A 22,494-nucleotide genomic window follows, 5' to 3' on the forward strand; every position below is an offset into this window, starting at 1 on the left:
CGCCCCTTGCTCTTTGATGACCGTATTATAGCTTTTTCTCTCACAAGAAAGCGAATATGGAAAATGAACTTTTACCGTGTCAAAACACGATTTCAACCTGCTTACCCTTAGTAAAATCAAAAATCCCCCTTTTAGAAAAGGGGGAAAATACACTTTTTATAAAAGGGGTGATAATAATCTTGCTGTTGATTCAAACAGCCTCACCCTCAAAGGTCTCTTCGCAAATTCTTCTGGAACAATTTCATGTGACTGCTCTAAATCACCTAAGAAATCGTTGACCAGCTTCTCTGTGCTTTTTGTTTTATAGAGGAAAGCATTCACTTCAAAGTTCAGATGAAAACTTCTCATATCCATATTTGCTGTACCAATTGATGCTAGCTCACTATCCACAATGATAAACTTGCTATGCATAAAGCCTTGATCATATTCGTATACCTTCGCACCTGCTTCTAAAAGTTCGGGGAAGTATGAACGGGACGCATGAAACACGATGCGTTTATCTGGATTTTTCGGCGCAATGATTCGCACATCGACTCCGCTCAACGCAGCAATTTTCAGTGCGGACAAAATATCATCATCAGGTACAAAATAAGGTGAAGCAATCCAAATTGATTTTTTGGCGGAGATAATCATGGAGAAAAAGAGATTTTTAATGACTTCCCACTGTTTATCAGGACCACCCGCAATCATTTGTACGCCTTCTGCTCGACTCTCCATATGGCTGAAATCTTTAAAATAATCCACACCCGAGCATCTTTCATTGGTCATGTAATACCAATCCTGCATAAAAATCTGCTGCAAATCACGAACGGCCTCACCTTTAATCATCAGGTGTGTATCACGCCAAAATCCATATTGTCTGCTTCTACCCATATATTCGTCCCCAATGTTAAGTCCTCCGACAAATCCTACTTCTCCATCAATCACCACGATTTTCCGGTGATTTCGGAAATTGATTTTATTATTTAATAAGGGCAGTCTCACTGGTAAAAACGGAACGATCTGCACGCCAGCCTTTTCTAAGTCAGCAATATATTGACGGGAGAGTTTTAGGCTGCCAACATCATCATATAAAAAGCGGACAATCACACCACTTTTTGCTTTCTCGATTAAAATGTCCTTTAATTCTTGTCCCAGATCATCATGACGGAGAATATAATATTCTAGATGAATGTGATGTGTTGCTTTTTTGATCTCTTCAAAAATATGAGAGAACGTTTCTTCTCCATTGGTCAGAACTTTAGAGGATGTGCGATACGTAATAGGGGTATGTCCAAGTCTGTGGGCCAGCTTAAATAAGAGCTGCTGATGGTCACCCATATGAGTCATTTTTTCAATTGCTTCTCTGTGGATACGTTCATCTTCCTGGACAAGCTGTTCATCCAGTACCGCTTTCTTTTCAAAAAGTCTGCGCTTTTTAATATTGCGTCCAAAGAAAATATAAAACAAAAACCCGAAAAGCGGAAAGCTCCCAAGCAGCACAAGCCACGTAATCGTTTGAGAGGGATTTCTGTTTTCTAAGAAAATGACAAACCCGATGAAGATAATCGATAAAGTGAATAGAACACTGACGGAACTTAATACACTTACCGCTAGATCACCGGCAAAAATTTGGATAATCAAATAAGCACCTATCGTAATGATAAGAAAAAATAGAACTTTGACTACATTTCTCATTTCATTTTCTCCTTGCCGATCACTTTATTTACTTTTTCATTCAGATAAAAAAGTCGATTCCTCTATAGAAATCGACTTTTGGTTGTTACGAGAAGTGCTGTTGAATCGTTTCAAGCGCATTCTCTTTGACAATCAGCTGACCGTATTCTTGCAGTCTGTAGATGCTGACCACTGATTCATGAGCATATTCAAGCAGAATACTAAGCTTATTCTCCACCTGCTCATCTGACAAATCCTCGTGGAAGTCAACATATAGATAATAACGGTTTTCAAACGAATATAAACTTGTCGTAAAATCCTGCATATTTAATTGAGAAAGTGCAATCAAATCTTCAAAGTCATCCATTTTCAATACGAACTGAAGTTGAAGTTTTTTGTCCTTCTCATTATGATCTTCTTGATCTTGCTCTTCTTTATGAAAATCATCAAGCAGAGCATCTAAACTTTCTTCATCTGTTTGATCTTTTTTATCTTCTGGAATCGGCAATTCGAGCTTTTGTCCATCTTTAGAAAGTTGGGCTTTTGTCACGACAATTTCAAGACCTTTATCAAGTGCCTGTACTTGAATCCAAAGTGGTCCCTCTACTGCAAATTCTTCTTCTTCGTGCACTTCGTCCATCACTTCCCAGAACAGCTCTTCACTGCGCTCACGATTATACCAAATCTCTTCACGGTCAAAACCGCGATCTTCAATATCACCGTAGGAAATATAAAATTTGACTGTATGTTCATTTATTCTTTCGATTTCCATTTTGCCAACCTTCCCTTCTATATAAGATGTTGAAGGGACATACAAGCTCCCAATTAATAGTACTTTACTACACTTTACCCGTTCCGTCTACATGTTAACCATTTAAAGAAATGAGGTATTGCTGTGTACTGTCTATTTTATGATAAAACATGAATAAAAGAAATAAAAACGCATTTTTTGCAGAGAAAACTTGCAGAAACATATATTTGAATTGTCCTCATATATTGGTTGTACGAGCTATTTTAGTGAAATGAGGTGAACTGGATGGAAACAGAGTGGATCGTATCCTTACTAATGATTATTGGCATAGACCTCATATTAGGCGGAGATAATGCATTAATCATTGCGATGGCCAGTCGAAGCTTATCAAATGAAAAACGAAACAAAGCCATATGGATCGGCACACTTTTGGCAGTGCTGATGAGAATCACCATGACTGGTGCTGCCGTTTATTTATTGACCATCCCCTATTTGCAATTTATCGGCGGTCTCTTTCTCCTTTATATAGGATACAATTTGTTAATTGAACAAAAGAAAGAATCCATTCGGATTAAAAGCAGCGGCTCCCTTTGGCGTGCTGTTCAGACCATCGTGATTGCAGATCTTTTTATGTCACTTGATAATGTGATCGCTGTTGCAGGGGCAGCTAAGGGGAACATGGTGCTCACTGCCTTTGGCTTAATGATTTCAGTTCCGATTATTATTTGGGGGAGTAAGCTGATTCATGCAGCACTAACCAAGTTTCCGATTCTTTTATACGGAGGGAGTGCCCTTTTAGCTTTTACTGGCGGAGAAATGATTGTCCGTGATGTAAAACTAAATGAATTTATGGCGCAGCATACAACACTTGAATTGTTGCTTCCTTTTTTAACCGTCGCAACCGTTATTTTAGCCAGTCTCTTTTACGAACAAACGGCTGAAAATAAATAAAAAAAGCTGCCAAATGATCGGCAGCTTTTCGTGTTGTCTATTAGTTAGCGAGTCGCTGAGCTTCTCGAAGTTGGAATGTACGAACCGTTCTAGGAAGGAAACGTCTAATTTCATCTTCGTTGTACCCAACTTGCAGTCTTTTTTCATCCAAAATAATTGGACGTCTTAGAAGACCAGGGTGCTCATTGATTAGTTTATACAATTGTTGAAGCGGCATTGTCTCAACATTTACATTTAGTTTTTGGAATACTTTAGAACGTGTTGAGATAATTTCATCTGTACCATCTTCCGTCATACGAAGAATCTCTTTGATTTCATCGATTGAAAGAGGCTCAGAAAAGATATTTCTCTCTTGGTATGGAATATTGTGCTCTTCTAACCACGCTCTTGCTTTTCTACATGATGTACAGCTTGGTGATGTGTATAATGTTACCATAAATCTTCACTCCTCAATTTGTAGAATGAATATTGATCTGTATTCTTAAATTAAAATTGTTCTAAATAAGTAATCTTTATAGTGATTATACTATAAAAAAGTAAGTGTGAACAGATTTTCTTGCAATTTTTGTGACAAAAACTAGACAATTTCATTCTTTTTGTGCTGATGTTTGAAGTCTGAACATTCTCATTTAGTCGAGATGATCGAAAATATTTTTTTGTTTTCTATTTTCAACGAGCTTCAGCACATCATCAACATCCTCATACGATTGTCCATACCATTCTTCGTCTTTATACGTATGGATTCTTTCGTACGTCTTTCTCATGGCCTCCATCATTTCTTCCTCATTATCTGTCCGAGGCGACCAATAAAGAATTTCCATGCGGTTCACTTCATTCGTTGCAAGTGACCTGCGTTTATAACCAATTGATTCAGCATGCTTGAAGTGCTCTCTCTGATAAAACTTTAGGCGTTTTGCAGTATCTGCATCATCTTCATCTACAGGCTCGACCTCAAGCAAGATCGGTTTTCTTTTTTCCTTCAGCTTATGAATGAGCTTTGAGCCGAGGCCTTCACCTCTTGCATCCTTGGAAACAAATAAATAATCAATAAAGATGAAAGAATCAAATTCAGCGTACATCATCACATGATGAGGCCCTTCTTCTTTATGATAAATATCACTTCTTTCCTTTAATAAAGCTTCCATATGCTCTTTTGACTTCATTTCTTCTATCGGGAAGTATTCACTGAGCTTTTCATACCAATTCATGGATCCGCTCCTTATGATGTAGTTAAGAACCACTTCCTTATCTATTCCCGATTTCCTGCTATTTAAACGCCTGTACTAGTAAGACGCAGCAATGCCATTGGTGGTTTCACTTTTTTTCAAGAGAAAGCAAAAAAGTTTTATATCGAACGATTCATGAGCATTTGAAAGCAAGCAAACAAAAGAAGTGTCATGGCGATCTGAAACATGATGAAATAAAGGTACTTCATACGCCGGACTTCTTCCTTCTGTTTATTCGTGCGCCGATACACAGCAAATTCAACCGAAAACGAAATAATGCAAATGAGCACTAAAAATGCGATCATCCACTTTCCTCCGTTTGGTTCCGTTAAAAAAGATATTGAAAAAAGCATCGTGACGATAAAAAAGTGAAGACATGAATAGCGAAACGTCTTCCATAACAACATTTCATTTCCTCCTAGTTTACTCATTTTACATAAAAATTACCATCAACTTGTTTTTTTGTAAAATAAAAAAAGAAGCACTGATATCGCAGTGCTTCTTCTCTATTCTTATTGTTTTGCTTTGATCTCTTTGAATTCTTCCTCAGTACAGCTGACAAAGTGACCTGGCTTAACTTCACGAAATTCCGTATTTGTTCCTTTATGAACAGATGGATCGTATTTAATCCGTTTGCGGTTACGCTCATAATCAGGATCTGGAAGCGGAATCGCAGATAGTAATGATTTTGTATATGGATGAAGCGGGTTTTCATATAATTCATTCGCTGGTGCCAGCTCAACCAATTTCCCAAAATACATCACACCGATACGATCGCTGATATATTTCACCATGGAAAGGTCATGGGCAATGAATAAATACGTTAAGCCCTTTTCTTCTTGCAGTTCTTTCATTAAGTTAACGACCTGCGCTTGGATCGACACATCTAGTGCAGAGATTGGCTCATCGGCAATGATGAAATCCGGCTCAACAGCTAACGCACGAGCAATCCCAATACGCTGCCTTTGACCGCCTGAAAATTCATGCGGATATCTATTCGCATGCTCTTTATTCAAGCCAACCGTTTCAAGCAATTGATACACACGGTCTTTACGTGCTTGCTTTGTTTTCGCAAGACCATGAATGTCAATCCCTTCTGCAATGATATCAAGCACTGTCATTCTAGGGTTAAGTGAAGCATATGGGTCTTGGAAAATCATCTGCATTTGACGGTTAAATTCAAGCATTTTTTGTCTTGATTTCTTTCCGTGTACGCTTTCTCCTTTATAGAGAACTTCACCATCTGTCGCATCATAAAGTCTAATGATCGAACGGCCGGTTGTCGACTTTCCACATCCAGATTCACCTACAAGTCCAAGTGTCTCACCTTTATAAATATCAAATGAGACACCATCAACTGCTTTTACAGTCCCTCTTGCTGTATGGAAATGCTGCTTTAAATTTTTAATTTCTAACAGTTTTTCTGCCATGCTATTCACCCTCTTTTACTAATACAGGTTTTTCGTAGCTACCTTCTAGTTCACGCATTCTCGCCTTTACGGAAGCAGGCGGTTCAACTTTAGGGGCATTCGGATGAAGTAGCCATGATTTCACATAATGCGTATCTGATACTTTGAACATTGGTGGTTCTTGTTCAAAGTCAATTTTCATTGCATAATCGCTCCGGAGTGCAAATGCATCTCCTTTCGGCGGGTTTGTTAAATCTGGTGGTGTTCCTGGAATCGCCGTTAGTTTCCCTTCAGCTCCTCCATCAGTGTCTAGGCTTGGCATAGATGCTAAAAGTCCCCATGTATATGGATGTTTCGGATTGTAGAAAATTTCATCAACAGTCCCTGTCTCCACAATCTGTCCAGCATACATAACGGCTACACGATCAGCAACATTGGCCACAACACCTAAATCATGGGTAATAAAGATAATAGATGTTTCGACTTTTTGCTGAATTTCTTTCATTAATTCTAAGATTTGCGCCTGAATGGTTACATCAAGTGCAGTCGTTGGCTCATCAGCAATCAATAGCTTTGGATCAGCTGCAAGTGCCATCGCGATGACAACCCTTTGTCTCATCCCGCCACTAAATTCATGCGGATATTGTTTGATTCTTTTTTCAGGCATTGGAATCCCAACAAGCTCTAAAAGTTCAATGGCTCTTTTTTCAGCCGCTTCTTTTGAGATTTGTTCATGCTTGAAAAGTACTTCTGTAATTTGTTTCCCGACCTTCATGGTTGGGTTCAAAGAAGTCATCGGATCTTGGAAGATCATCGAAATGTCTTTTCCTCGAATGGTTTGCATTTGCTTTTCCGTTTTCTTGACAATATCCTGCCCATCAAATAAAATCTCTCCGCGCTTGAAATAACCTGGCGGCATCGGGATTAATCTCATGATGGCCTGTGATGTTACACTTTTTCCAGAACCAGATTCACCTACAATTGCAAGTGTCTCGCCTTTATTTAAGTGGAAGTTCACACCACGAATGGCTTGAACCTCTCCACCATATGTTTTAAATGAGATTGCAAGGTCTTTCACCTCTAGAATACGTTCACGTTCCATCCTAATCACTCCTTATTTACGCAACTTCGGATCTAAAGCGTCTCTTAGTCCGTCTCCAACCACGTTAAAACCAAACATTGTAATACAGATAAATGCGGCTGGGAACCATAATCTCCATGGATAATACGTCATGGCCGGAATTCCGTCAGAAGCCATTGTTCCCCAGCTAGCTAATGGAGCCGGTACACCAAGCCCTAGATAGCTTAAGAATGCTTCTGTGAAAATAGCAGAAGGAATCGTTAATGTCATTGTGACAAGAATGGGTCCCATTGAGTTTGGAATCAAGTGTTTAAATAAAAGTCTAGATGTTTTTGCACCTAATGTTTGTGCTGCAAGAACGTATTCTTGGCTCTTTAATTGTAAAACTTGTCCCCTAACGATACGTGCCATGTTAATCCAGCCTACGACTGTCATAGCAAGGATAATCGTTAATAATCCTTTTGGCAGAACCACCATCATTAAAATAACCATTAATAGTGTTGGAATTGCCCATAAAACGTCTGCGATACGCATCATGACTTCATCTGTACGGCCGCCTTTGAACGCAGCAATACTTCCCCAGATGATCCCGATGATCACGTCAAGAACTGCTGCAGCAAGACCGATGAAGATCGAAATTCTTGCCCCTACCCATGTACGAACAAACATGTCTCGGCCTAGATCATCTGTACCAAACCAATGCTCTTTTGATGGCGGCTGATCTGCATTAAGCAAATCTGTTGTTGAATAATCATATTTTGAGAACACTGGAACGAAAATGGCCAGAATCACAATAATGAAAATAATTGCAAGTCCAACCATTGCAAGTTTATTTGCACGGAAGCGAAGCATGGCATCCTTCCATAAAGATAGACTAGGTTTAGAAATTTTTTCAGATTCTGCTGCGTCAGCTGTCGCAGGCACAAATAAATCTTTTCTCATCTCTTCCATGTGTTAGACCCCTTTCTTCGCCTTCGTCAGTTTAATTCTAGGATCAATAATACCGTAGAGGACGTCAACAACTAGAATACTGACTAATAGAATAATACTGTAGAAGACTGTGACACCCATGATGACTGTGTAATCACGGTTTGTAATGCTTGTAACAAAGTGAGAGCCAAGACCAGGAATACCAAAAATCTTCTCCACGACAAAACTACCTGTTAACACTGAAGCAGCCATTGGTCCCATGTATGTGATAACAGGTAACAATGCGTTTCGAATGGCGTGTTTGATCGTCACAGCTGATTTTGTTAATCCTTTTGCTCTAGCCGTTCTAATGTAGTCACTATTTAATACTTCAAGCATACTTGACCGTGCAAGTCTAGCGATAAATGCCATTGGCATGAAGGAAAGTGCAATAGAAGGTAGTACGGTGCTTGCCCAAGACTCCCATCCTGCAACTGGGAAGATCGCTAAAAAGCTTGCCTCAGATGCAAATACATATTGTAATAGCGCCGCTAAGATGAAACTTGGAACTGAGATTCCAAAGATCGTTAAAATGGCAATCGTATAGTCTTGCCACTTGTTATGATAGAGCGCTGCAAGGACCCCAAACAATACACCAAATGCTAATGCGAGGAGAATTGCCTCAATTCCGAGGGTAAAGGAAACGGGGAATCCAGAACTGATTAAATCATTAACAGTTTGTCCTTTATATTTAAATGAGGGACCAAAATCTAATTTTGCAACTGAACCTAGGTAGCTCACGTATTGAACAAATAAGGGTTTGTCCAACCCGTAGTGCTCGTTTAGGTTTGCTTCAATTTCAGCAGGAAGTTTCTTCTCTCCAGAGAATGGACCACCAGGTGCTGCCTGCATGAGAAAGAAAGTTGCAGTTACAATAACAAACAGTGTGATTAAAATATATATTAATCGCTTACCGATATATTTAAGCAACGGAATTGCACCTCCATGATTTTACAACAATTTCTCTAATCAGCAAGAAAGGTATATGGAGAGACATCCTCCATATACCTTAAGATCCTTGCCGTAGATCTCTTACACTATAACTCTTACTTTTCGAAATGTGCCCATTTGTATTGAACATCACCAAGTCCAGATACAACCACACCTTTAAGTTTTGGATCTTGTACCCAAAGTTGAGTGTAGAAGTAAATAGGCGCTACAGGCATATCGTCGATGATGATTTTTTCTGCTTTTTTCAGCATTTCTTCACGCTTTGTTTTGTCTGTTTCTTTTGCAGAATCATTCAATAATTGTTTGTACTCTTTGCTTTCCCATCCAGTGTCATTGTTTCCACCGTCTTTATCTTTGTAAAGCTCAAGGAAGTTCACTGGATCGTTGAAGTCACCTAACCAGCCCATACGTCCGATTTGGTAGTCTCCACTGTGGATTTTATCGATGTATACGTTCCACTCAGAGTTATCAAGTTCAACGTTCACACCTAAATCTTTTTTCCACATTTCTTGAATTGCTTGTGCAATCTTTTGGTGGCCTTCATCTGTGTTGTAAGACAATTTCAATGTCGGAAGATCAGAAACTGACTTATAACCTAATTCTTTCGCACCTTTTTCAAGAAGTTCTTTAGCAGTCGCTACATCATGATCTTTGAAGTAACCAGTTTTGTTATCCGTGAATCCTTCCATTGTTGGAGGAACGATTGCCATCGCTGGAACTTGTTCACCTTGCGTAATTTTGTCAACGATTGCTTGACGGTTGATTGAGTATGCAAGGGCTTTACGGATGTTCGCATTGTTTAAAGGTTTTACTTTTGTATTGAATTTGTAGTTATAGATACCAGCGATCGTTTGAATTTCAAGACCGCCTTCTTTTTTCAACGTTTTTAAAGACTCAGTTGGAAGGCTTCCAGTTGGAGAACCAGCCCAGTCAAGTTCGCCTTTTTTGAACATGCTAAGTTCAGTGTTTGTATCTTTGATCATAGACATGTTAATCTTTTTCAATTTCACAGTGTCTTTATCCCAGTATTCATTGTTCTTTTCAAGTGTGATAGAACCGCCGTGCTTCCATTTAGAAAGAACGAATGGTCCATTAGATACGTAGTTTTCACCAGCATTTGTGTACCAGTTTTTATTCTTTTCAGCCACTTTTTTGTTGACTGGCATATACGTATAGAATGCAGTTAGTTCAGTAAAGAACGGTGTTGGGTTCTCTAGCTCAACTACAAGCGTTTTGTCGTCTTTTGCTTTAATGCCAACATCAGAAACTTTTGCTTCCCCTTTGTTAGCAGCTTCAGCACCTTTAATATAATAAAGCTGGTAAGCATATTGAGATTCATTTTTAGGATCTAATGCCCATTTCCAAGCATATTCGAAGTCTTGTGCTGTGACAGGGTCACCATTAGACCATTTTGCATCACGAAGTGTGAATGTGTAAGTTTTACCATCATCACTTGTTTTGATATCAGAAGCCATTGCGTTTTCTGGCTTACCTTCAGCGTTAATTCTTGTTAATCCCTCAAAAGTCTGACGGATGACACTTCCTGAAGTTGAATCATTTGCCAATCCCGGATGTAGAGAAAAAGGCTCAGTGGAGATATTCACATTTAATGTTGTTTTAGCCTCTCCAGAACTGCTCGTGCTGTCGCCTGATTTGTTTCCGCTGAAACCACAAGCGCTTAATACAAGTGTGAAAATAAGCATTAAAGTAACAACAGACCAACGCTTTTTCAACTGTATTCCCCCTTATAATATGTTTTTAGTTCAAAGGTCTCGATAGAAGATGAGATTCAGATTTAAGAAATAGCGTAAAAAAGTCCCTGAATAGCTTACTTTCTATTTCTTTTGTTTTTTCTGAATTTTCACTATGTAAAGAGCCTAGCACAAACGTGTGAACAAATTCATTATAATGAATAGAATAATTTATTGCAATATCAATTTCACATATTTTTAAAAAACGTAAATGGGGATAAAGATTGATTTTTATAAACTAAAGTCTCAATCACTTCAACAAATTAAAGCGTAAATTGATTAAAATAATTTAACAAATTCAGCAGGAATAATGTTTTATACATATAATTAATCATCCTTTTTTAAAAAATTCTGACAGATAGTTACTATTTTATCTAAAATTTTAAGTGTCAAACGACATGATGAGAAGGTCACAAATAGGCTTCGTGACTTTTTCATGGTCATCCTTTATAATAGATAGACATACTGTTGCGATGAAAAAGAAGAGTACATATATTCACCATTTACAGAGAGTCTGCGGTCGGTGCAAGCAGATAATGGCATGTATGGAATGGGCTTTGGAGCAGCTAACCGAACACTTGATAGAGTCAGTAGGCTTAGACGGAGCAGTCTCCGATATCAACGTCTTGAGTGATTTCGTATTGAAATAACAAGGGTGGTACCACGGTTCATTCGTCCCTTTTCTGTTGAAAAGTGATGGGTGGGCCTTTTTATATTGAAGAAAAGAGGTTTTAGTATGACAAAAAAGACGATTTTCTCAGGCATACAGCCTAGCGGTTCTGTGACATTGGGGAACTACATTGGAGCGATGAAACAATTTGTCGATCTTCAGCATGATTACAACGGCTACTTTTGTGTGGTCGATCAGCATGCCATTACGGTGAGTCAGGATCGTTTAGCCCTTCGACAAAATATTAGAAGCTTAGCCGCTCTTTATTTGGCAGTGGGACTTGATCCTGAGAAGGCAACATTGTTTATCCAATCAGAGGTACCTGCCCACGCCCAGGCAGGATGGATGCTGCAATGTGTCGCTTATATTGGGGAATTAGAAAGAATGACTCAATTTAAGGACAAATCTGCTGGTAAGGAAGCAGTCGTTTCAGGACTATTAACGTATCCGCCATTAATGGCTGGCGATATTTTGTTATACGGTACGGACTTAGTTCCTGTAGGAGAAGATCAAAAGCAGCATCTTGAATTAACGAGAACGCTTGCTGAACGCTTTAACCGAAAGTATAACGACATCTTTACTGTACCTGAAGTCAAAATTCCAAAAGAAGGCGCTCGGATTATGTCTTTAACAGACCCAACGAAAAAGATGAGCAAATCTGATCCGAACCAAAAATCTTTCATTACCTTATTAGATGAGCCAAAACAGCTTGAAAAGAAAATCAAAAGTGCTGTGACTGATTCAGAAGGCATCGTCAAATATGACAAAGAAAACAAACCTGGAATTGCCAACTTGCTGACGATTTATTCTGTATTAGGGAACGTATCGATTGCAGAGCTTGAACAAAAATACGAAGGCAAAGGTTATGGTGAATTTAAGGGAGATCTTGCGAACGTTGTCGTGGATGCGTTAAAACCGATTCAAGATCGCTATTATGAACTCATTGAGTCAGATGAGCTTGACCGCATTTTAGATGAGGGTGCTGAAAAGGCAAACCGTGCGGCAAACAAAATGCTGAAAAAAATGGAGAATGCAATGGGTCTTGGCCGGAAACGCAAATAAAACAAGCTTGCAGCATATTCAGCTGCAAGCTTGTTCTAATTCACTTTTGATTCGTTTTCCATTTCCCAAAGTTTTTCAAAAAATGGCTGTCCTTTAATCATTTTTTCACAAAAGGCTAAATGGTTTTCTGACCATCCATCAATGGTTTCGTTATAAAGCATGTTCCAAATTTCCTCGAAAGACATTCGTTTGATCTGGTTGTACATGCGCGGATTCCATTCTGTATACCAATAGGCAATTTCTGCTCGGTTTTGAAGCCCCTTTAGTTGATCTAGCGCCATAAACATCAGCTGCTTCAGCTGTCTTTCTTTTCTCGTTAATCCGCTGATATGCTGCGGTGGTAATGATAGGATGTGATATTCTTTCGTCGATTCAAGGCTGTCCGGCGTGAATTCATACTCCTCTGCCTTCACATCTTTCACCATTTCATAGACCAATTGCTCCTGTCTTGGAATCAATCGGCTCTTTCTCACAGGGATGGAATAACCAATCGTATCCACAGCGATGATTCTTATCCCGTCCGTAACCACAAAGCAATACTCTAATTTACGGCGTTCATGATTTTTTCGAATATATGATTTCTCAAATACAGTCTCTAGCAGCGTCTTTGGCAGCTCTGATAGATCATTCTCTATGTAATCAAACAAAGGACTCTGCACCTTGAGTAAAGGTACTTGATCTAACAGCTCCACGCTGTCCTCCTTGCGCCACTCATGAAAATGACACACATTATAGCCATTCTCTTCCCCTTCAAACCAATTCACCCATACGTCATGAAGAAATAACATAACCAATCCCTCACTTTTTAAAAACTGTTGTCCACAGTATGGGCAAGGGATAGAGAAATTATTCCAACTTTATTAAAACTTCGCCCTGACGGAAGGACGGCTTTATTTCCTGGGAAAAGAAGAACGTCTCGCAGTGTCCTTTCAAGATATTCTATAAGCAGAACCTTATTTTAGCTTTTTAGGATCAAGGGCATCTCTCAGTCCATCACCTAAGAAGTTAAAGCATAAAACGGTAAGTAGAATCAGTAAGCCTGGGAACAGTGGATACCACCATGCTTGCACCATTATGGAGAAATTTTGTGCATCTTGAAGCATGTTTCCCCAGCTCGCCGTTGGAGGCTGGATTCCGAACCCTAGATAGCTAAGTGTCGACTCAGCTAAAATAACAGAACCGACTTTCAATGTAGCAGACACAATGATAGGGCCGATACAGTTCGGTAAAATATGCGAAAAGATGATGACATGGTTTTTCGTTCCGATCGTTCTTGCTGCGAGTACGAATTCTCTTGTGCGAAGTGACAAGAATTCACTGCGGATCAGCCTGGCGGTTGTTGTCCAGCCAGTCAGCGCAAAGATTAAAATCAATTTATCAATACCCGGTTTAAAAATTGTCACTAGCGTGATCAAGAGAAAAATATCTGGAATAGACAATACGACATCCACCATTCTCATGAGCACAGAATCAACAAAGCCTTTAAAGTATCCCGCTACCGCCCCAATGACGGTACCAATGGTGATGGCTCCGACTACTGAGACAAAGCCAACTAATAGAGACACCCTCGCTCCGTATAGCACCCTTGAAAAAATATCTCGACCAAACTTGTCGGTTCCCATAAAATGCTCTGCACTTGGAGGCTGTAGCCGTTTCAATAAGTCTTGCTGTTCCGGTGCGTAAGGTGCGATCACCGGAGCGAAAATAGCGGAAAAGATAATGACCAATAAAATAGCGGAGCCGGCAACCGCCAATTTATTTTTGAAAAATTTCTCGCAAAATAAACGAAGCATCGTCTCTGGTTTTGGCGGAAGGCCTTCTTTTAATTTGAGATCAACTGGAGGTGTTCCCATATTAGGTTGTGCCAATTGTGCTTCAGCTCCCTTCTAATATTCAATACGCGGATCAACGATCGCATAGAGAATATCCGCTATTAAGTTTCCAACGACCACGAGCACAGCAGAGATAACAGTCATCGCCATAATGACGGGATAATCTCTTGAAAAAGCAGAATCGATAAACAGTTTCCCAAGCCCTGGCCATGTGAAGATTTGTTCCACCACGACTGCGCCGCCAATAAAGGATGGAATCATGAGTCCAAAGATCGTAATAACAGGCATCAGACCGTTTCTCAATCCATGTTTGAAGATGACTTTGTTCTCTCTAAAACCTTTCGCTCGCGCCGTGCGAATGTAATCCTGCCGCATCACATCGAGCATACTTGACCTTGTATAACGTGTAAGGCCGGCCATATCAGCCGTTGCTAAAACAAAGGCCGGTAAAATAATATGATGAAGCCGGTCAAATAGATTAAAATCTGCATTTAAGGTAGAGACACCCCCGGTCGGAAACCATCCTAAATTCACTGATAACACCATAATAAGGATCAAACCAAACCAGAAATTCGGAATAGCCAGTCCGATAAATGATGTAACCGTAATACCATAGTCAAGTTTTGTATACGGACGTTTTGCTGAAAGAACACCAAATGGGATGGCAATGATCAGGGCAACTAATGTAGAAAAGATCATGAGGATGAGGGTATTTGGCAGCCGGGCAAAAATCAAATCCGACACGGGCGTTCCTTTTTTTACAATGGATGTGCCAAAGTCACCTTGAAGCATATTACCGAGCCATTTCATATATTGCACATATTCAGGATCGTTCAAGCCATACTTATCAATAAAGGCTTCCCGGTCTGCGGCACTAATGGTCGGGTCCATCATGAGTGACATCGGATCGCCTGGTGCTGCTTTCATAATCGCAAAGGACAAAATCGTAATACCAAACAAAATTGGTATGGAAAGAAGTGTCCTTCTAATGATATATGTAACCATGTGCACAACTCCTTTTTCATCGGATGGCCATACTATGATGAAAAAAGGGGAGACCCCTCCCCTTCTTCACTAGCAGACTACTGTTCAATCCACCATTTTTCGATTTTGTAATATTCATCTTTCGGGTGGTAAGAGTAGCCTTGTAGATTAGATGGCATCGCGCGATGTGAGTTGGCATAATAAAGGAACGTATACGGCTGGTCTTCTGCAATCAGCTCATAAATTTTTTCATACGCCTTTGAATACTCTTTACGATCACTCAAGTTTTTGGCATCAACTAGCAGTTTATCGACTTCTTCATTTTTATACCAAATGTTATTTAAGCCTTTTTCAGACTGACTTGAATGGAAAATGCTGTATTGATCAGGGAATGTCGCTAAGCTCCAGCCGAGTAATAACGCATCATAATCCCATTTTGGCGGGGTTGTTTGTTCGATTAATGCACTAAATTCTACAATTTGCGGTTTTGCTTCAATGCCAATTTCTTTGAGCTGCTGCTGGACAACGACAGCAATATCTTCACGGACTTTGTTTCCTTGGTTCGTCTTCAAGACGAAGGAGAACTTCTTACCGTCCTTATCCAGATAACCATCTCCATCTGTATCCTCCCAGCCTTCTTCTTTCAGCATCTTTTTCGCTTTTTCTTGATCAAATTCAAATACTGGGACATTTTCATTTTTAGGGTAGTTCCATGACAGCGGGCTTTCTGGGATGTTGGCTACTTTCCCGTCTCCATTTAACACTTGATCGACAATCGTTTGACGATCAATAGCATGGGTAAGAGCTTGACGGACTTTTTTACTTTTGAACAGTTCGTTTTTCTGATTCCAGCCAATATATGAATAATTTAGCCCTAGATCAGATTCGATTTTGATGTTACTAACTTTTTCAGCTGTTTGCAGTTCTGCTCCAGGCACTGCAAAGAAATCAATATCACCTGCGGATAGCTGGGCCATGGCTGCATTTTGATCAGGAATCGTTTTAATGGTGACTGTATCAAGGTATGGCCGTCCATCCCAATAGTCATCAAATGCTTCGAGTTTGACATAGTCTCCTTCTTTCCACTCGGCAAATTTAAATGGGCCAGAGCCGATTGGATTTTTTCGGTTAAATTCATTTTCGCCAAGATCCTTTATAGGGACATCACCTAAAATATGCTTTGGTAAAATGCCATAGCTTCCTAGCGTGACATTATAAAAATATGGATCTTTTTTATTCAGCTTAAATTCGACCGAATAGTCCCCTGTTTTTTTGACAGACTCTAATACTTCAAAGCCTGATCCACGCTCACCATTGTAATCTTTATTGATCGGAATGCTGTATGTAAACACAACATCATCAGCAGTCAGTTCTTCTCCATCATGAAACTTCACGCCTTTTCTAATGGTCACATCAAACTGTTTGCCGTCATCGGATTCTTTAATATCTTCTGCCAACGCCAGCTGTGGGTTTAGCTTTCCATCTGTTTGCAGTAAAAAGCTATAGATTCTTTCTTCAATATCAGAACTTGCCACGTCTGTTGAGTAAAGTGAGTTAAATAATGTAGGCTCTGCAATCGAACCAATGACAAGATCGCCGCCTTGTACAGGTTTACCTGTGGATTTCTTTTCACTGTCTCCAGACGTTTTATTTCCACCAGAACAAGCAGCAAGGATCAATGTAAAGATCAGCAGCAAACTGACCAAAATGGACTTTCTCTTTCTATCTTTCATAGACAATTCCCCCTATCTTTTTTAAAAAATGATGACAGAAGCCCGTTTTATCCCCCCTCTCAAAGATGAGATCATACAAGCGTGATCAAGCGTCGTAGAGGTGGCAGGCCACAAAGTGGTTCGTTTTTAATTCTTGAAATTGTGGTACTTTTTCTTTACAGACTTCTTTCGCGTGCGGGCATCTTGTATGAAACACACAGCCTTTTGGTGGATTTGCAGGGCTTGGTAAATCCCCTTGCAGCATAATCCGTTCCCTTTTCACCTGACCTTTTTTACGGGTGACTGGAACGGAAGATAAAAGCGCCTGTGTATACGGATGAAGCGGATCATCGTACAGGCTATGTTTATCTGCAAGTTCCATCATTTTGCCAAGATACATGACGCCCACTCGATCACTAATGTGGCGGACCACACTGAGATCGTGAGAGATAAAGAGATAGGTGAGGTCAAACTCTTCTTGAAGCTCTTCCATCAAATTGATGACCTGCGCCTGAATGGAGACGTCAAGCGCTGAAACAGGCTCATCTGCTATGATCATTTCAGGATTCATGGCAAGTGCACGAGCGATACCGATCCGCTGCCTTTGTCCGCCGGAGAATTCGTGCGGGTATCGATTCGCAAAACTTGGGTGAAGGCCGACTTTGGATAAAAGCTGTTCTACTTTTTCATTTCTTTCTTTTAAGGAATATAAGTGATGTGTTTTGTAGGGTTCTTTGATGATACTTCGAAGTGTTTTTCTAGGGTTGAGTGATGCAAAGGGATCTTGAAAGACCATTTGGATGTTTTTCCTTGTTGATTGTCTTAGTTTTGATTCTGATACATGAGAGATATCTTGCCCTTTAAATAGAATTTGTCCTTCTGTTGGTTCATATAAACGAATCATCGTCCGTCCTAATGTGGATTTACCGCATCCAGACTCTCCAACGATGCCTAACGTTTCGCCTTTATAAATGTTTAAGTCGATGCCGTCAACCGCTTTGACTGCTCCTACTTTCTTTTGCAGCACCCCAGCTTTAATCGGAAAGTGTTTTCGTATATTTTTTAATTCCAGGATGGTTTCTTTCTCAGATCGATCTGTCATGTATGGTTGATTTTCAGCAAGTGTCATGTTTGGCTTGCCTCCTCATATAAGAAACACCTGACGCTTCTACCATTTTCAAAGGTTGTCAGTTTGGGCAATTCACCTATGCAGCGTTCCATTACTTTCGGGCATCTAGGCGCAAAACGGCATCCTGCCGGAAGCTGATCTGGCGCAGGGACATTTCCTTTTATCGCCGTTAATGGCTGAATGTCTCCGTCAATGACTGGAATGGATTCAAGCAGTCCTTCTGTGTATGGGTGAAGCGGCTGATCAAACAACTCTTCAACGGTTCCATTTTCAACAACCTGTCCGCAGTACATGACAATGACGCGGTCTGCTACTTCCGACACAACACCTAAATCATGCGTAATGAGAAGTATAGATGTACCAAAGGTCGAACATAAATCTTTCATTAAGGTCAGCACCTGGGCTTGTATGGTCACATCGAGAGCAGTAGTCGGCTCATCCGCAATGAGGAGCTTCGGATCACAGCTTAGCGCAATGGCGATCATGACTCGTTGACGCATACCGCCGGATAAACGGTGCGGGTAATCTTTGATGATTTGTTCTGGCCTGGAAAAACCTACAAGCTTTAGCAAATCAATCGCTTTTTTGGTCGCTTCTTTTTTTGAAAGTTTTTTGTGGTAAATGAGGATTTCTGTTATTTGTTCCCCGATGGTTAAGACGGGATTAAGTGAGGTCATGGGTTCCTGAAAGATCATGGATACATCATTACCGCGAATATTGCACAATTCCTTTTCACTATATGTAACAAGGTCTTTTCCATCAAGCTTAATGGAACCATCCATAATCTTCCCACCAGTCCCATTAATCAGACCCATGATGGATAAAGACGTAATACTTTTACCAGACCCAGACTCACCGACTAATGCGACTGTTTCGCCTTTTTTGATACTAAAATCAACGCCATCAACAGCAGGTATTGGTTCCTTTTTTCGAAAAAAATAGGTTTTTAAGTTTTGCACTTCAAGCAGTGTGCTCATGCATTCGCCCCTTTCTCCATAGATTAAATGAACCGAATCGAAAAATTCTGTCTTTTTAGAATAAAAAGAATTATCAAAATTTATATTTGTATATTATTACATCAGCATGACGAAATCAAGAAGTATTTAGTAAAATTGTAATATGTCACTTTTTTTGTGAATGTTTGTCTTTATGATTCTATCGCCTTTAAAAACGTTTCCGCTGGCTCCGCAATCATAGACTCCTCGCTGATTCGGTGCTCATCGAAATACTTTTTCACGATATAAAATCCAGTGGCATAGCCAAGCATTTTGGGGTAGTTCCCTTTTCCATAAAGGAGATTCTGTATCAGCCTTTCGTCGTCCTGCACTTTCTGATAAAGGTGGCTGGATACCCATTTCTTGTACATGCGCTGCAGCTGCGATTCGTCATATAAAGTCGTCCACTTTGCTGTATAGCTTTCTCCATATCTATGATACACAGCATATTCAGCGAGCCCCTCCATCATGATTGTATCAAGGAATGTAAAATCTTTTTCTTCTTTCGTGAGAAAATGCAACCTGCATACATGATGATATTCATGCGTCAGCAACGTACCGATTCGTTCCTTCGGTGTATGCGGGGATAAAAAAAGAAAGATTTTGTCATCAAATGCCATGCCGGATTGAAAGTAAAATTGTTCTCTGATCTCTTTGCTGCTCTCATTAACAGGCAAAATAAAGACGGGGACATCAGGACCTCCCCACTTTTTTTGCAGCGCTTTGTATTCTTTCATCACAAGCTTGAAATACCCTTTTTCTTTGAGCTTGTCGATCATTTCCTGGCAGGCGTTCCATGATCGCACCATTCCGTGATGTTGTAAATGGGCGAGAATAGATGATCCTTCTTTTTTCTCCGCTCCTTTAAAATAAGGGACAAAACGTGCCGCCAGCTCCTGAAATGATGATGATTGTTGGATGAGATATTGTGTATTGATCAGACCCATACCGCTGAACACCTCCATTTTCATCATATGCAAAAAGGCGGCGATCTGTTTATAGATCGCCGCCTTCTTAAGACATATTACCCTTCGTATTTTTTGAAGATAATTGTCGCATTGTGCCCGCCAAAACCAAGTGAGTTGCTCAATGCAACTTGTACTTCTTTTGAACGTGCTTCATTTGCTACATAATCAAGATCACATTCTTCATCTGGTGTTTCAAGGTTAATCGTTGGCGGAATGACACTGTCTTTAATCGCCAGAACAGAGAAAATCGCTTCTACTCCGCCTGCTGCGCCAAGTAAATGACCTGTCATTGATTTTGTCGAACTGATCGCAAGCTGATTCGCATGCTCTCCAAACACTTCTTTAATCGCCATTGTTTCAAACTTATCATTATACGGTGTGCTTGTTCCGTGGGCATTGATATAATCAATTTCTTCCACTGTTAAACCTGCATCACGAATTGCTTCTTTCATTGCACGTACGCCGCCTTCTCCGTTTGGAGCAGGTGCTGTGATATGGTATGCATCTCCAGTTGAACCGTAGCCAACGATTTCTGCATAAATGGTCGCACCACGTTTTAACGCATGCTCTAATTCTTCAAGAACAACAATTCCCGCTCCCTCACCCATAACAAATCCGTCACGGTTTTTATCAAATGGACGACTTGCTGTATCTGGATCAGGATTTGTCGAAAGGGCTTTGTTTGCACAGAAACCAGCAAACGACATTTTCGTTAATGGTGCTTCTGTTCCACCTGTAATCATCGCATCTGCATCTCCGCGCTGAATCACTTTAAAGGCATCACCAATGGAGTTTGTTCCTGTCGCACATGCTGTCACTGTACAAGAGTTAACCCCTTTTGCGCCAAGTGCAATCGAAATTTGACCTGTCGCCATATCTGGAATCATCATTGGAACGAAGAACGGGCTTACGCGTCTTGCTCCTTTATTTGAATACACTTCGAATTGCTCTTCGAATGTTTCAAGTCCGCCAATACCAGATCCAACCCATACCCCAACACGAGGTGCGTTTTCATCTGTAATTTCAAGGCGTGAATCTTCTAAAGCCTTTTGAGCAGCAACGACTGCATATTGTGTGAAGCGTGCCATCTTTCTCGCTTCTTTTTTCTCCATGTAATCTTCGATGTTAAAATCTTTTAGTTCTGCTGCTACTTTTGCTGTATATTCACTTGAATCAACACGTGTGATCGGGCCAACACCTGATACACCTGCTACAGCATTTTTCCATGTTGTCTCTACATCGTTGCCAAGAGGTGTCAAAGCACCTAATCCTGTAACAACTACTCGTTTCTTATCCATTAATTTGTGCACCCCACTCTTTTATCGGCCCCATCGCATAGCGATTGCGCCCCACGTTAATCCGCCACCAAAACCAACCATTACAATCACATCGCCGTCATGAATTTTTCCGGCTTCGATTTCTTCACATAGTGAAATTGGAATGGATGCTGCTGATGTGTTTCCATATTTATGGACTGTTTTCGACATTTTTTCAACTGGCAGCTCTAAGCGTTCGCGTGCTGCTTCCATAATGCGAATATTTGCTTGATGCGGAATCAAGAAGTCTACGTCTTCTTTTGATAGTCCAGCTTTTTCAATCACGTTTACACTTGACTCGCCCATTTGTCTAACAGCAAATTTAAATACTTCTCTTCCATTCATGATTGTATGATCTTTTTCATCTAAGTACAAGTGCTTCCCGCCTCTTCCATCGGCTCCAAGCTCAAATGATAGAATTCCCTTGCCTTCGCTGACTGTTCCTAGTACAGCAGCACCTGCTCCATCTCCAAACAAAACAGCTGTGTTGCGGTCATCCCAGTCGGTAATGCGAGAAAGCTTTTCTACACCAACGACAAGCACATGTTTGTAAGTGCCAGATTCGATAAATTGTTTTCCAGTAACAAGCCCATACATAAAGCCAGCGCAGGCAGCGCTAATATCCATTGCACATGCTTTATGTGCACCGAGCTGCTCTTGAATCATACAAGCGACTGTCGGAAATGCTTGATCTGGCGTAACTGTCGCTACAAGAATCATATCAATATCTTCTGCAGCCACATCTGCGTCAGCTAATGCTTTTTTTGCAGCAGCAAGCGCCATATGAGATGTATTGACATCATCAGATGCAATTCTTCTTTCTTCTATACCTGTTCTAGTACGAATCCACTCGTCAGAAGTTTCAACCATTTTTTCTAAATCACGATTTGTTAATACTTTTTCAGGTATATAGCGGCCAAGGCCAATAATTCCAGCATTCATTGAATAAGACTCCTTTTACTCATACGAGCATGTGATATTGTGATCTTATATTAGTATCTGGTACTAATTTTACCTTATTTTTTTCTCCTTGGCAATACAAACGTCTAACCTTTCCTCTCACTTTTTTCATAGATTAATG

The 22,494-nt window shown here is 40.2% G+C and carries 21 protein-coding genes and 1 other annotated feature; of the genes, 2 read left to right on the plus strand and 19 right to left on the minus strand.

Going from position 1 to position 22,494, the window contains the following annotated elements:
- Nucleotides 1–156: 156 nt before the first annotated feature.
- Both cls and mecA read right to left on the minus strand, forming a co-directional pair.
- The gene (gene cls, locus MHH23_RS15435; protein ID WP_008348473.1) at nucleotides 157–1,677 is read right to left on the minus strand and encodes a cardiolipin synthase; all 1,521 of its coding nucleotides are present in this window, start codon (nucleotides 1,675–1,677) and stop codon (nucleotides 157–159) included.
- Between the two features lie 85 nt (nucleotides 1,678–1,762).
- The gene (gene mecA, locus MHH23_RS15440; RefSeq protein ID WP_008348474.1) at nucleotides 1,763–2,428 is read right to left on the minus strand and encodes an adaptor protein MecA; all 666 of its coding nucleotides are present in this window, start codon (nucleotides 2,426–2,428) and stop codon (nucleotides 1,763–1,765) included.
- 264 nt (nucleotides 2,429–2,692) lie between these two features.
- On the opposite strand from mecA, the gene MHH23_RS15445 reads away from it, so the two are divergent.
- On the plus strand, nucleotides 2,693–3,358 hold the full coding sequence (locus MHH23_RS15445) for a TerC family protein (RefSeq protein ID WP_007499010.1): 666 nt from the start codon (nucleotides 2,693–2,695) through the stop codon (nucleotides 3,356–3,358).
- A gap of 40 nt (nucleotides 3,359–3,398) precedes the next feature.
- Here MHH23_RS15445 and spxA read toward each other — a convergent pair whose 3' ends face one another.
- The 8 genes from spxA to MHH23_RS15485 all read right to left on the minus strand — a co-directional run bounded on the left by spxA (nucleotide 3,399) and on the right by MHH23_RS15485 (nucleotide 10,727).
- Complete coding sequence (gene spxA, locus MHH23_RS15450; RefSeq protein WP_003211421.1) at nucleotides 3,399–3,794, minus strand: transcriptional regulator SpxA; 396 nt, start codon at nucleotides 3,792–3,794, stop codon at nucleotides 3,399–3,401.
- Between the two features lie 193 nt (nucleotides 3,795–3,987).
- Nucleotides 3,988–4,566: a GNAT family N-acetyltransferase gene (locus tag MHH23_RS15455; protein ID WP_024720065.1), complete on the minus strand. Its 579-nt coding sequence runs from the start codon at nucleotides 4,564–4,566 to the stop codon at nucleotides 3,988–3,990.
- A gap of 137 nt (nucleotides 4,567–4,703) precedes the next feature.
- A complete protein-coding gene (locus MHH23_RS15460; RefSeq protein ID WP_025207152.1) occupies nucleotides 4,704–4,991 on the minus strand; it encodes a hypothetical protein in 288 nt (95 codons plus the stop codon).
- Between the two features lie 105 nt (nucleotides 4,992–5,096).
- Complete coding sequence (locus tag MHH23_RS15465) at nucleotides 5,097–6,014, minus strand: ABC transporter ATP-binding protein (protein WP_024720064.1); 918 nt, start codon at nucleotides 6,012–6,014, stop codon at nucleotides 5,097–5,099.
- A gap of 1 nt (nucleotide 6,015) precedes the next feature.
- Nucleotides 6,016–7,095: an ABC transporter ATP-binding protein gene (locus MHH23_RS15470; protein WP_007499018.1), complete on the minus strand. Its 1,080-nt coding sequence runs from the start codon at nucleotides 7,093–7,095 to the stop codon at nucleotides 6,016–6,018.
- 12 nt (nucleotides 7,096–7,107) lie between these two features.
- Nucleotides 7,108–8,025: an ABC transporter permease gene (locus MHH23_RS15475; RefSeq protein ID WP_017360167.1), complete on the minus strand. Its 918-nt coding sequence runs from the start codon at nucleotides 8,023–8,025 to the stop codon at nucleotides 7,108–7,110.
- 3 nt (nucleotides 8,026–8,028) lie between these two features.
- The gene (locus tag MHH23_RS15480; protein ID WP_007499022.1) at nucleotides 8,029–8,973 is read right to left on the minus strand and encodes an ABC transporter permease; all 945 of its coding nucleotides are present in this window, start codon (nucleotides 8,971–8,973) and stop codon (nucleotides 8,029–8,031) included.
- Between the two features lie 116 nt (nucleotides 8,974–9,089).
- Nucleotides 9,090–10,727, minus strand: a complete 1,638-nt coding sequence (locus MHH23_RS15485) for a peptide ABC transporter substrate-binding protein (protein WP_007499024.1) — start codon at nucleotides 10,725–10,727, stop codon at nucleotides 9,090–9,092.
- A 482-nt stretch (nucleotides 10,728–11,209) separates the two neighbouring features.
- Nucleotides 11,210–11,428: a binding site (T-box leader), on the plus strand.
- A gap of 53 nt (nucleotides 11,429–11,481) precedes the next feature.
- On the opposite strand from MHH23_RS15485, the gene trpS reads away from it, so the two are divergent.
- On the plus strand, nucleotides 11,482–12,477 hold the full coding sequence (gene trpS, locus MHH23_RS15490) for a tryptophan--tRNA ligase (protein ID WP_008348488.1): 996 nt from the start codon (nucleotides 11,482–11,484) through the stop codon (nucleotides 12,475–12,477).
- Nucleotides 12,478–12,512: 35 nt separating this feature from the next.
- On the opposite strand, the gene MHH23_RS15495 is transcribed toward trpS, so the two are convergent.
- The 9 genes from MHH23_RS15495 to MHH23_RS15535 form a co-directional block, all read right to left on the minus strand.
- Nucleotides 12,513–13,265, minus strand: a complete 753-nt coding sequence (locus MHH23_RS15495; protein WP_025207150.1) for a YjbA family protein — start codon at nucleotides 13,263–13,265, stop codon at nucleotides 12,513–12,515.
- 165 nt (nucleotides 13,266–13,430) lie between these two features.
- Complete coding sequence (gene opp4C, locus MHH23_RS15500; RefSeq protein ID WP_008348491.1) at nucleotides 13,431–14,330, minus strand: oligopeptide ABC transporter permease; 900 nt, start codon at nucleotides 14,328–14,330, stop codon at nucleotides 13,431–13,433.
- Nucleotides 14,331–14,363: 33 nt separating this feature from the next.
- Nucleotides 14,364–15,314 (minus strand): ABC transporter permease, encoded by a 951-nt coding sequence (locus MHH23_RS15505; protein ID WP_008348492.1) that lies wholly within the window; start codon nucleotides 15,312–15,314, stop codon nucleotides 14,364–14,366.
- 77 nt (nucleotides 15,315–15,391) lie between these two features.
- A complete protein-coding gene (locus MHH23_RS15510) occupies nucleotides 15,392–17,026 on the minus strand; it encodes a peptide-binding protein (RefSeq protein ID WP_025207149.1) in 1,635 nt (544 codons plus the stop codon).
- A gap of 85 nt (nucleotides 17,027–17,111) precedes the next feature.
- Entirely contained in the window at nucleotides 17,112–18,107 is a 996-nt protein-coding gene (locus tag MHH23_RS15515; RefSeq protein WP_029575386.1) for an ABC transporter ATP-binding protein, read from the minus strand.
- Between the two features lie 23 nt (nucleotides 18,108–18,130).
- Nucleotides 18,131–19,111: an ABC transporter ATP-binding protein gene (locus MHH23_RS15520; protein ID WP_035392443.1), complete on the minus strand. Its 981-nt coding sequence runs from the start codon at nucleotides 19,109–19,111 to the stop codon at nucleotides 18,131–18,133.
- Between the two features lie 170 nt (nucleotides 19,112–19,281).
- Nucleotides 19,282–20,076: a DUF2268 domain-containing protein gene (locus MHH23_RS15525; RefSeq protein ID WP_056407963.1), complete on the minus strand. Its 795-nt coding sequence runs from the start codon at nucleotides 20,074–20,076 to the stop codon at nucleotides 19,282–19,284.
- 77 nt (nucleotides 20,077–20,153) lie between these two features.
- Entirely contained in the window at nucleotides 20,154–21,395 is a 1,242-nt protein-coding gene (gene fabF / locus MHH23_RS15530; RefSeq protein WP_116306714.1) for a beta-ketoacyl-ACP synthase II, read from the minus strand.
- A 21-nt stretch (nucleotides 21,396–21,416) separates the two neighbouring features.
- Nucleotides 21,417–22,355, minus strand: a complete 939-nt coding sequence (locus MHH23_RS15535; protein ID WP_024720058.1) for a beta-ketoacyl-ACP synthase III — start codon at nucleotides 22,353–22,355, stop codon at nucleotides 21,417–21,419.
- Nucleotides 22,356–22,494 lie beyond the last annotated feature (139 nt).

Source organism: Bacillus sp. FSL K6-3458 (assembly GCF_038005045.1).
Taxonomy (GTDB): Bacteria; Bacillota; Bacilli; order Bacillales; family Bacillaceae; genus Bacillus; species Bacillus altitudinis.

Coding starts and splice junctions, on each gene's coding strand:
- MHH23_RS15510 (WP_025207149.1), bottom strand. CDS start 17,026: ATGAAAGATAGAAAGAGAAAGTCCATTTTGGTCAGTTTGCTGCTGATC.
- opp4C (WP_008348491.1), bottom strand. CDS start 14,330: ATGGGAACACCTCCAGTTGATCTCAAATTAAAAGAAGGCCTTCCGCCA.
- MHH23_RS15535 (WP_024720058.1), bottom strand. CDS start 22,355: ATGAATGCTGGAATTATTGGCCTTGGCCGCTATATACCTGAAAAAGTA.
- cls (WP_008348473.1), bottom strand. CDS start 1,677: ATGAGAAATGTAGTCAAAGTTCTATTTTTTCTTATCATTACGATAGGT.
- MHH23_RS15455 (WP_024720065.1), bottom strand. CDS start 4,566: ATGAATTGGTATGAAAAGCTCAGTGAATACTTCCCGATAGAAGAAATG.
- MHH23_RS15520 (WP_035392443.1), bottom strand. CDS start 19,111: ATGAGCACACTGCTTGAAGTGCAAAACTTAAAAACCTATTTTTTTCGA.
- MHH23_RS15460 (WP_025207152.1), bottom strand. CDS start 4,991: ATGTTGTTATGGAAGACGTTTCGCTATTCATGTCTTCACTTTTTTATC.
- MHH23_RS15445 (WP_007499010.1), top strand. CDS start 2,693: ATGGAAACAGAGTGGATCGTATCCTTACTAATGATTATTGGCATAGAC.
- MHH23_RS15505 (WP_008348492.1), bottom strand. CDS start 15,314: ATGGTTACATATATCATTAGAAGGACACTTCTTTCCATACCAATTTTG.
- MHH23_RS15475 (WP_017360167.1), bottom strand. CDS start 8,025: ATGGAAGAGATGAGAAAAGATTTATTTGTGCCTGCGACAGCTGACGCA.
- mecA (WP_008348474.1), bottom strand. CDS start 2,428: ATGGAAATCGAAAGAATAAATGAACATACAGTCAAATTTTATATTTCC.
- MHH23_RS15470 (WP_007499018.1), bottom strand. CDS start 7,095: ATGGAACGTGAACGTATTCTAGAGGTGAAAGACCTTGCAATCTCATTT.
- MHH23_RS15495 (WP_025207150.1), bottom strand. CDS start 13,265: ATGTTATTTCTTCATGACGTATGGGTGAATTGGTTTGAAGGGGAAGAG.
- MHH23_RS15525 (WP_056407963.1), bottom strand. CDS start 20,076: ATGGGTCTGATCAATACACAATATCTCATCCAACAATCATCATCATTT.
- trpS (WP_008348488.1), top strand. CDS start 11,482: ATGACAAAAAAGACGATTTTCTCAGGCATACAGCCTAGCGGTTCTGTG.
- spxA (WP_003211421.1), bottom strand. CDS start 3,794: ATGGTAACATTATACACATCACCAAGCTGTACATCATGTAGAAAAGCA.
- MHH23_RS15465 (WP_024720064.1), bottom strand. CDS start 6,014: ATGGCAGAAAAACTGTTAGAAATTAAAAATTTAAAGCAGCATTTCCAT.
- MHH23_RS15515 (WP_029575386.1), bottom strand. CDS start 18,107: ATGACAGATCGATCTGAGAAAGAAACCATCCTGGAATTAAAAAATATA.
- fabF (WP_116306714.1), bottom strand. CDS start 21,395: ATGGATAAGAAACGAGTAGTTGTTACAGGATTAGGTGCTTTGACACCT.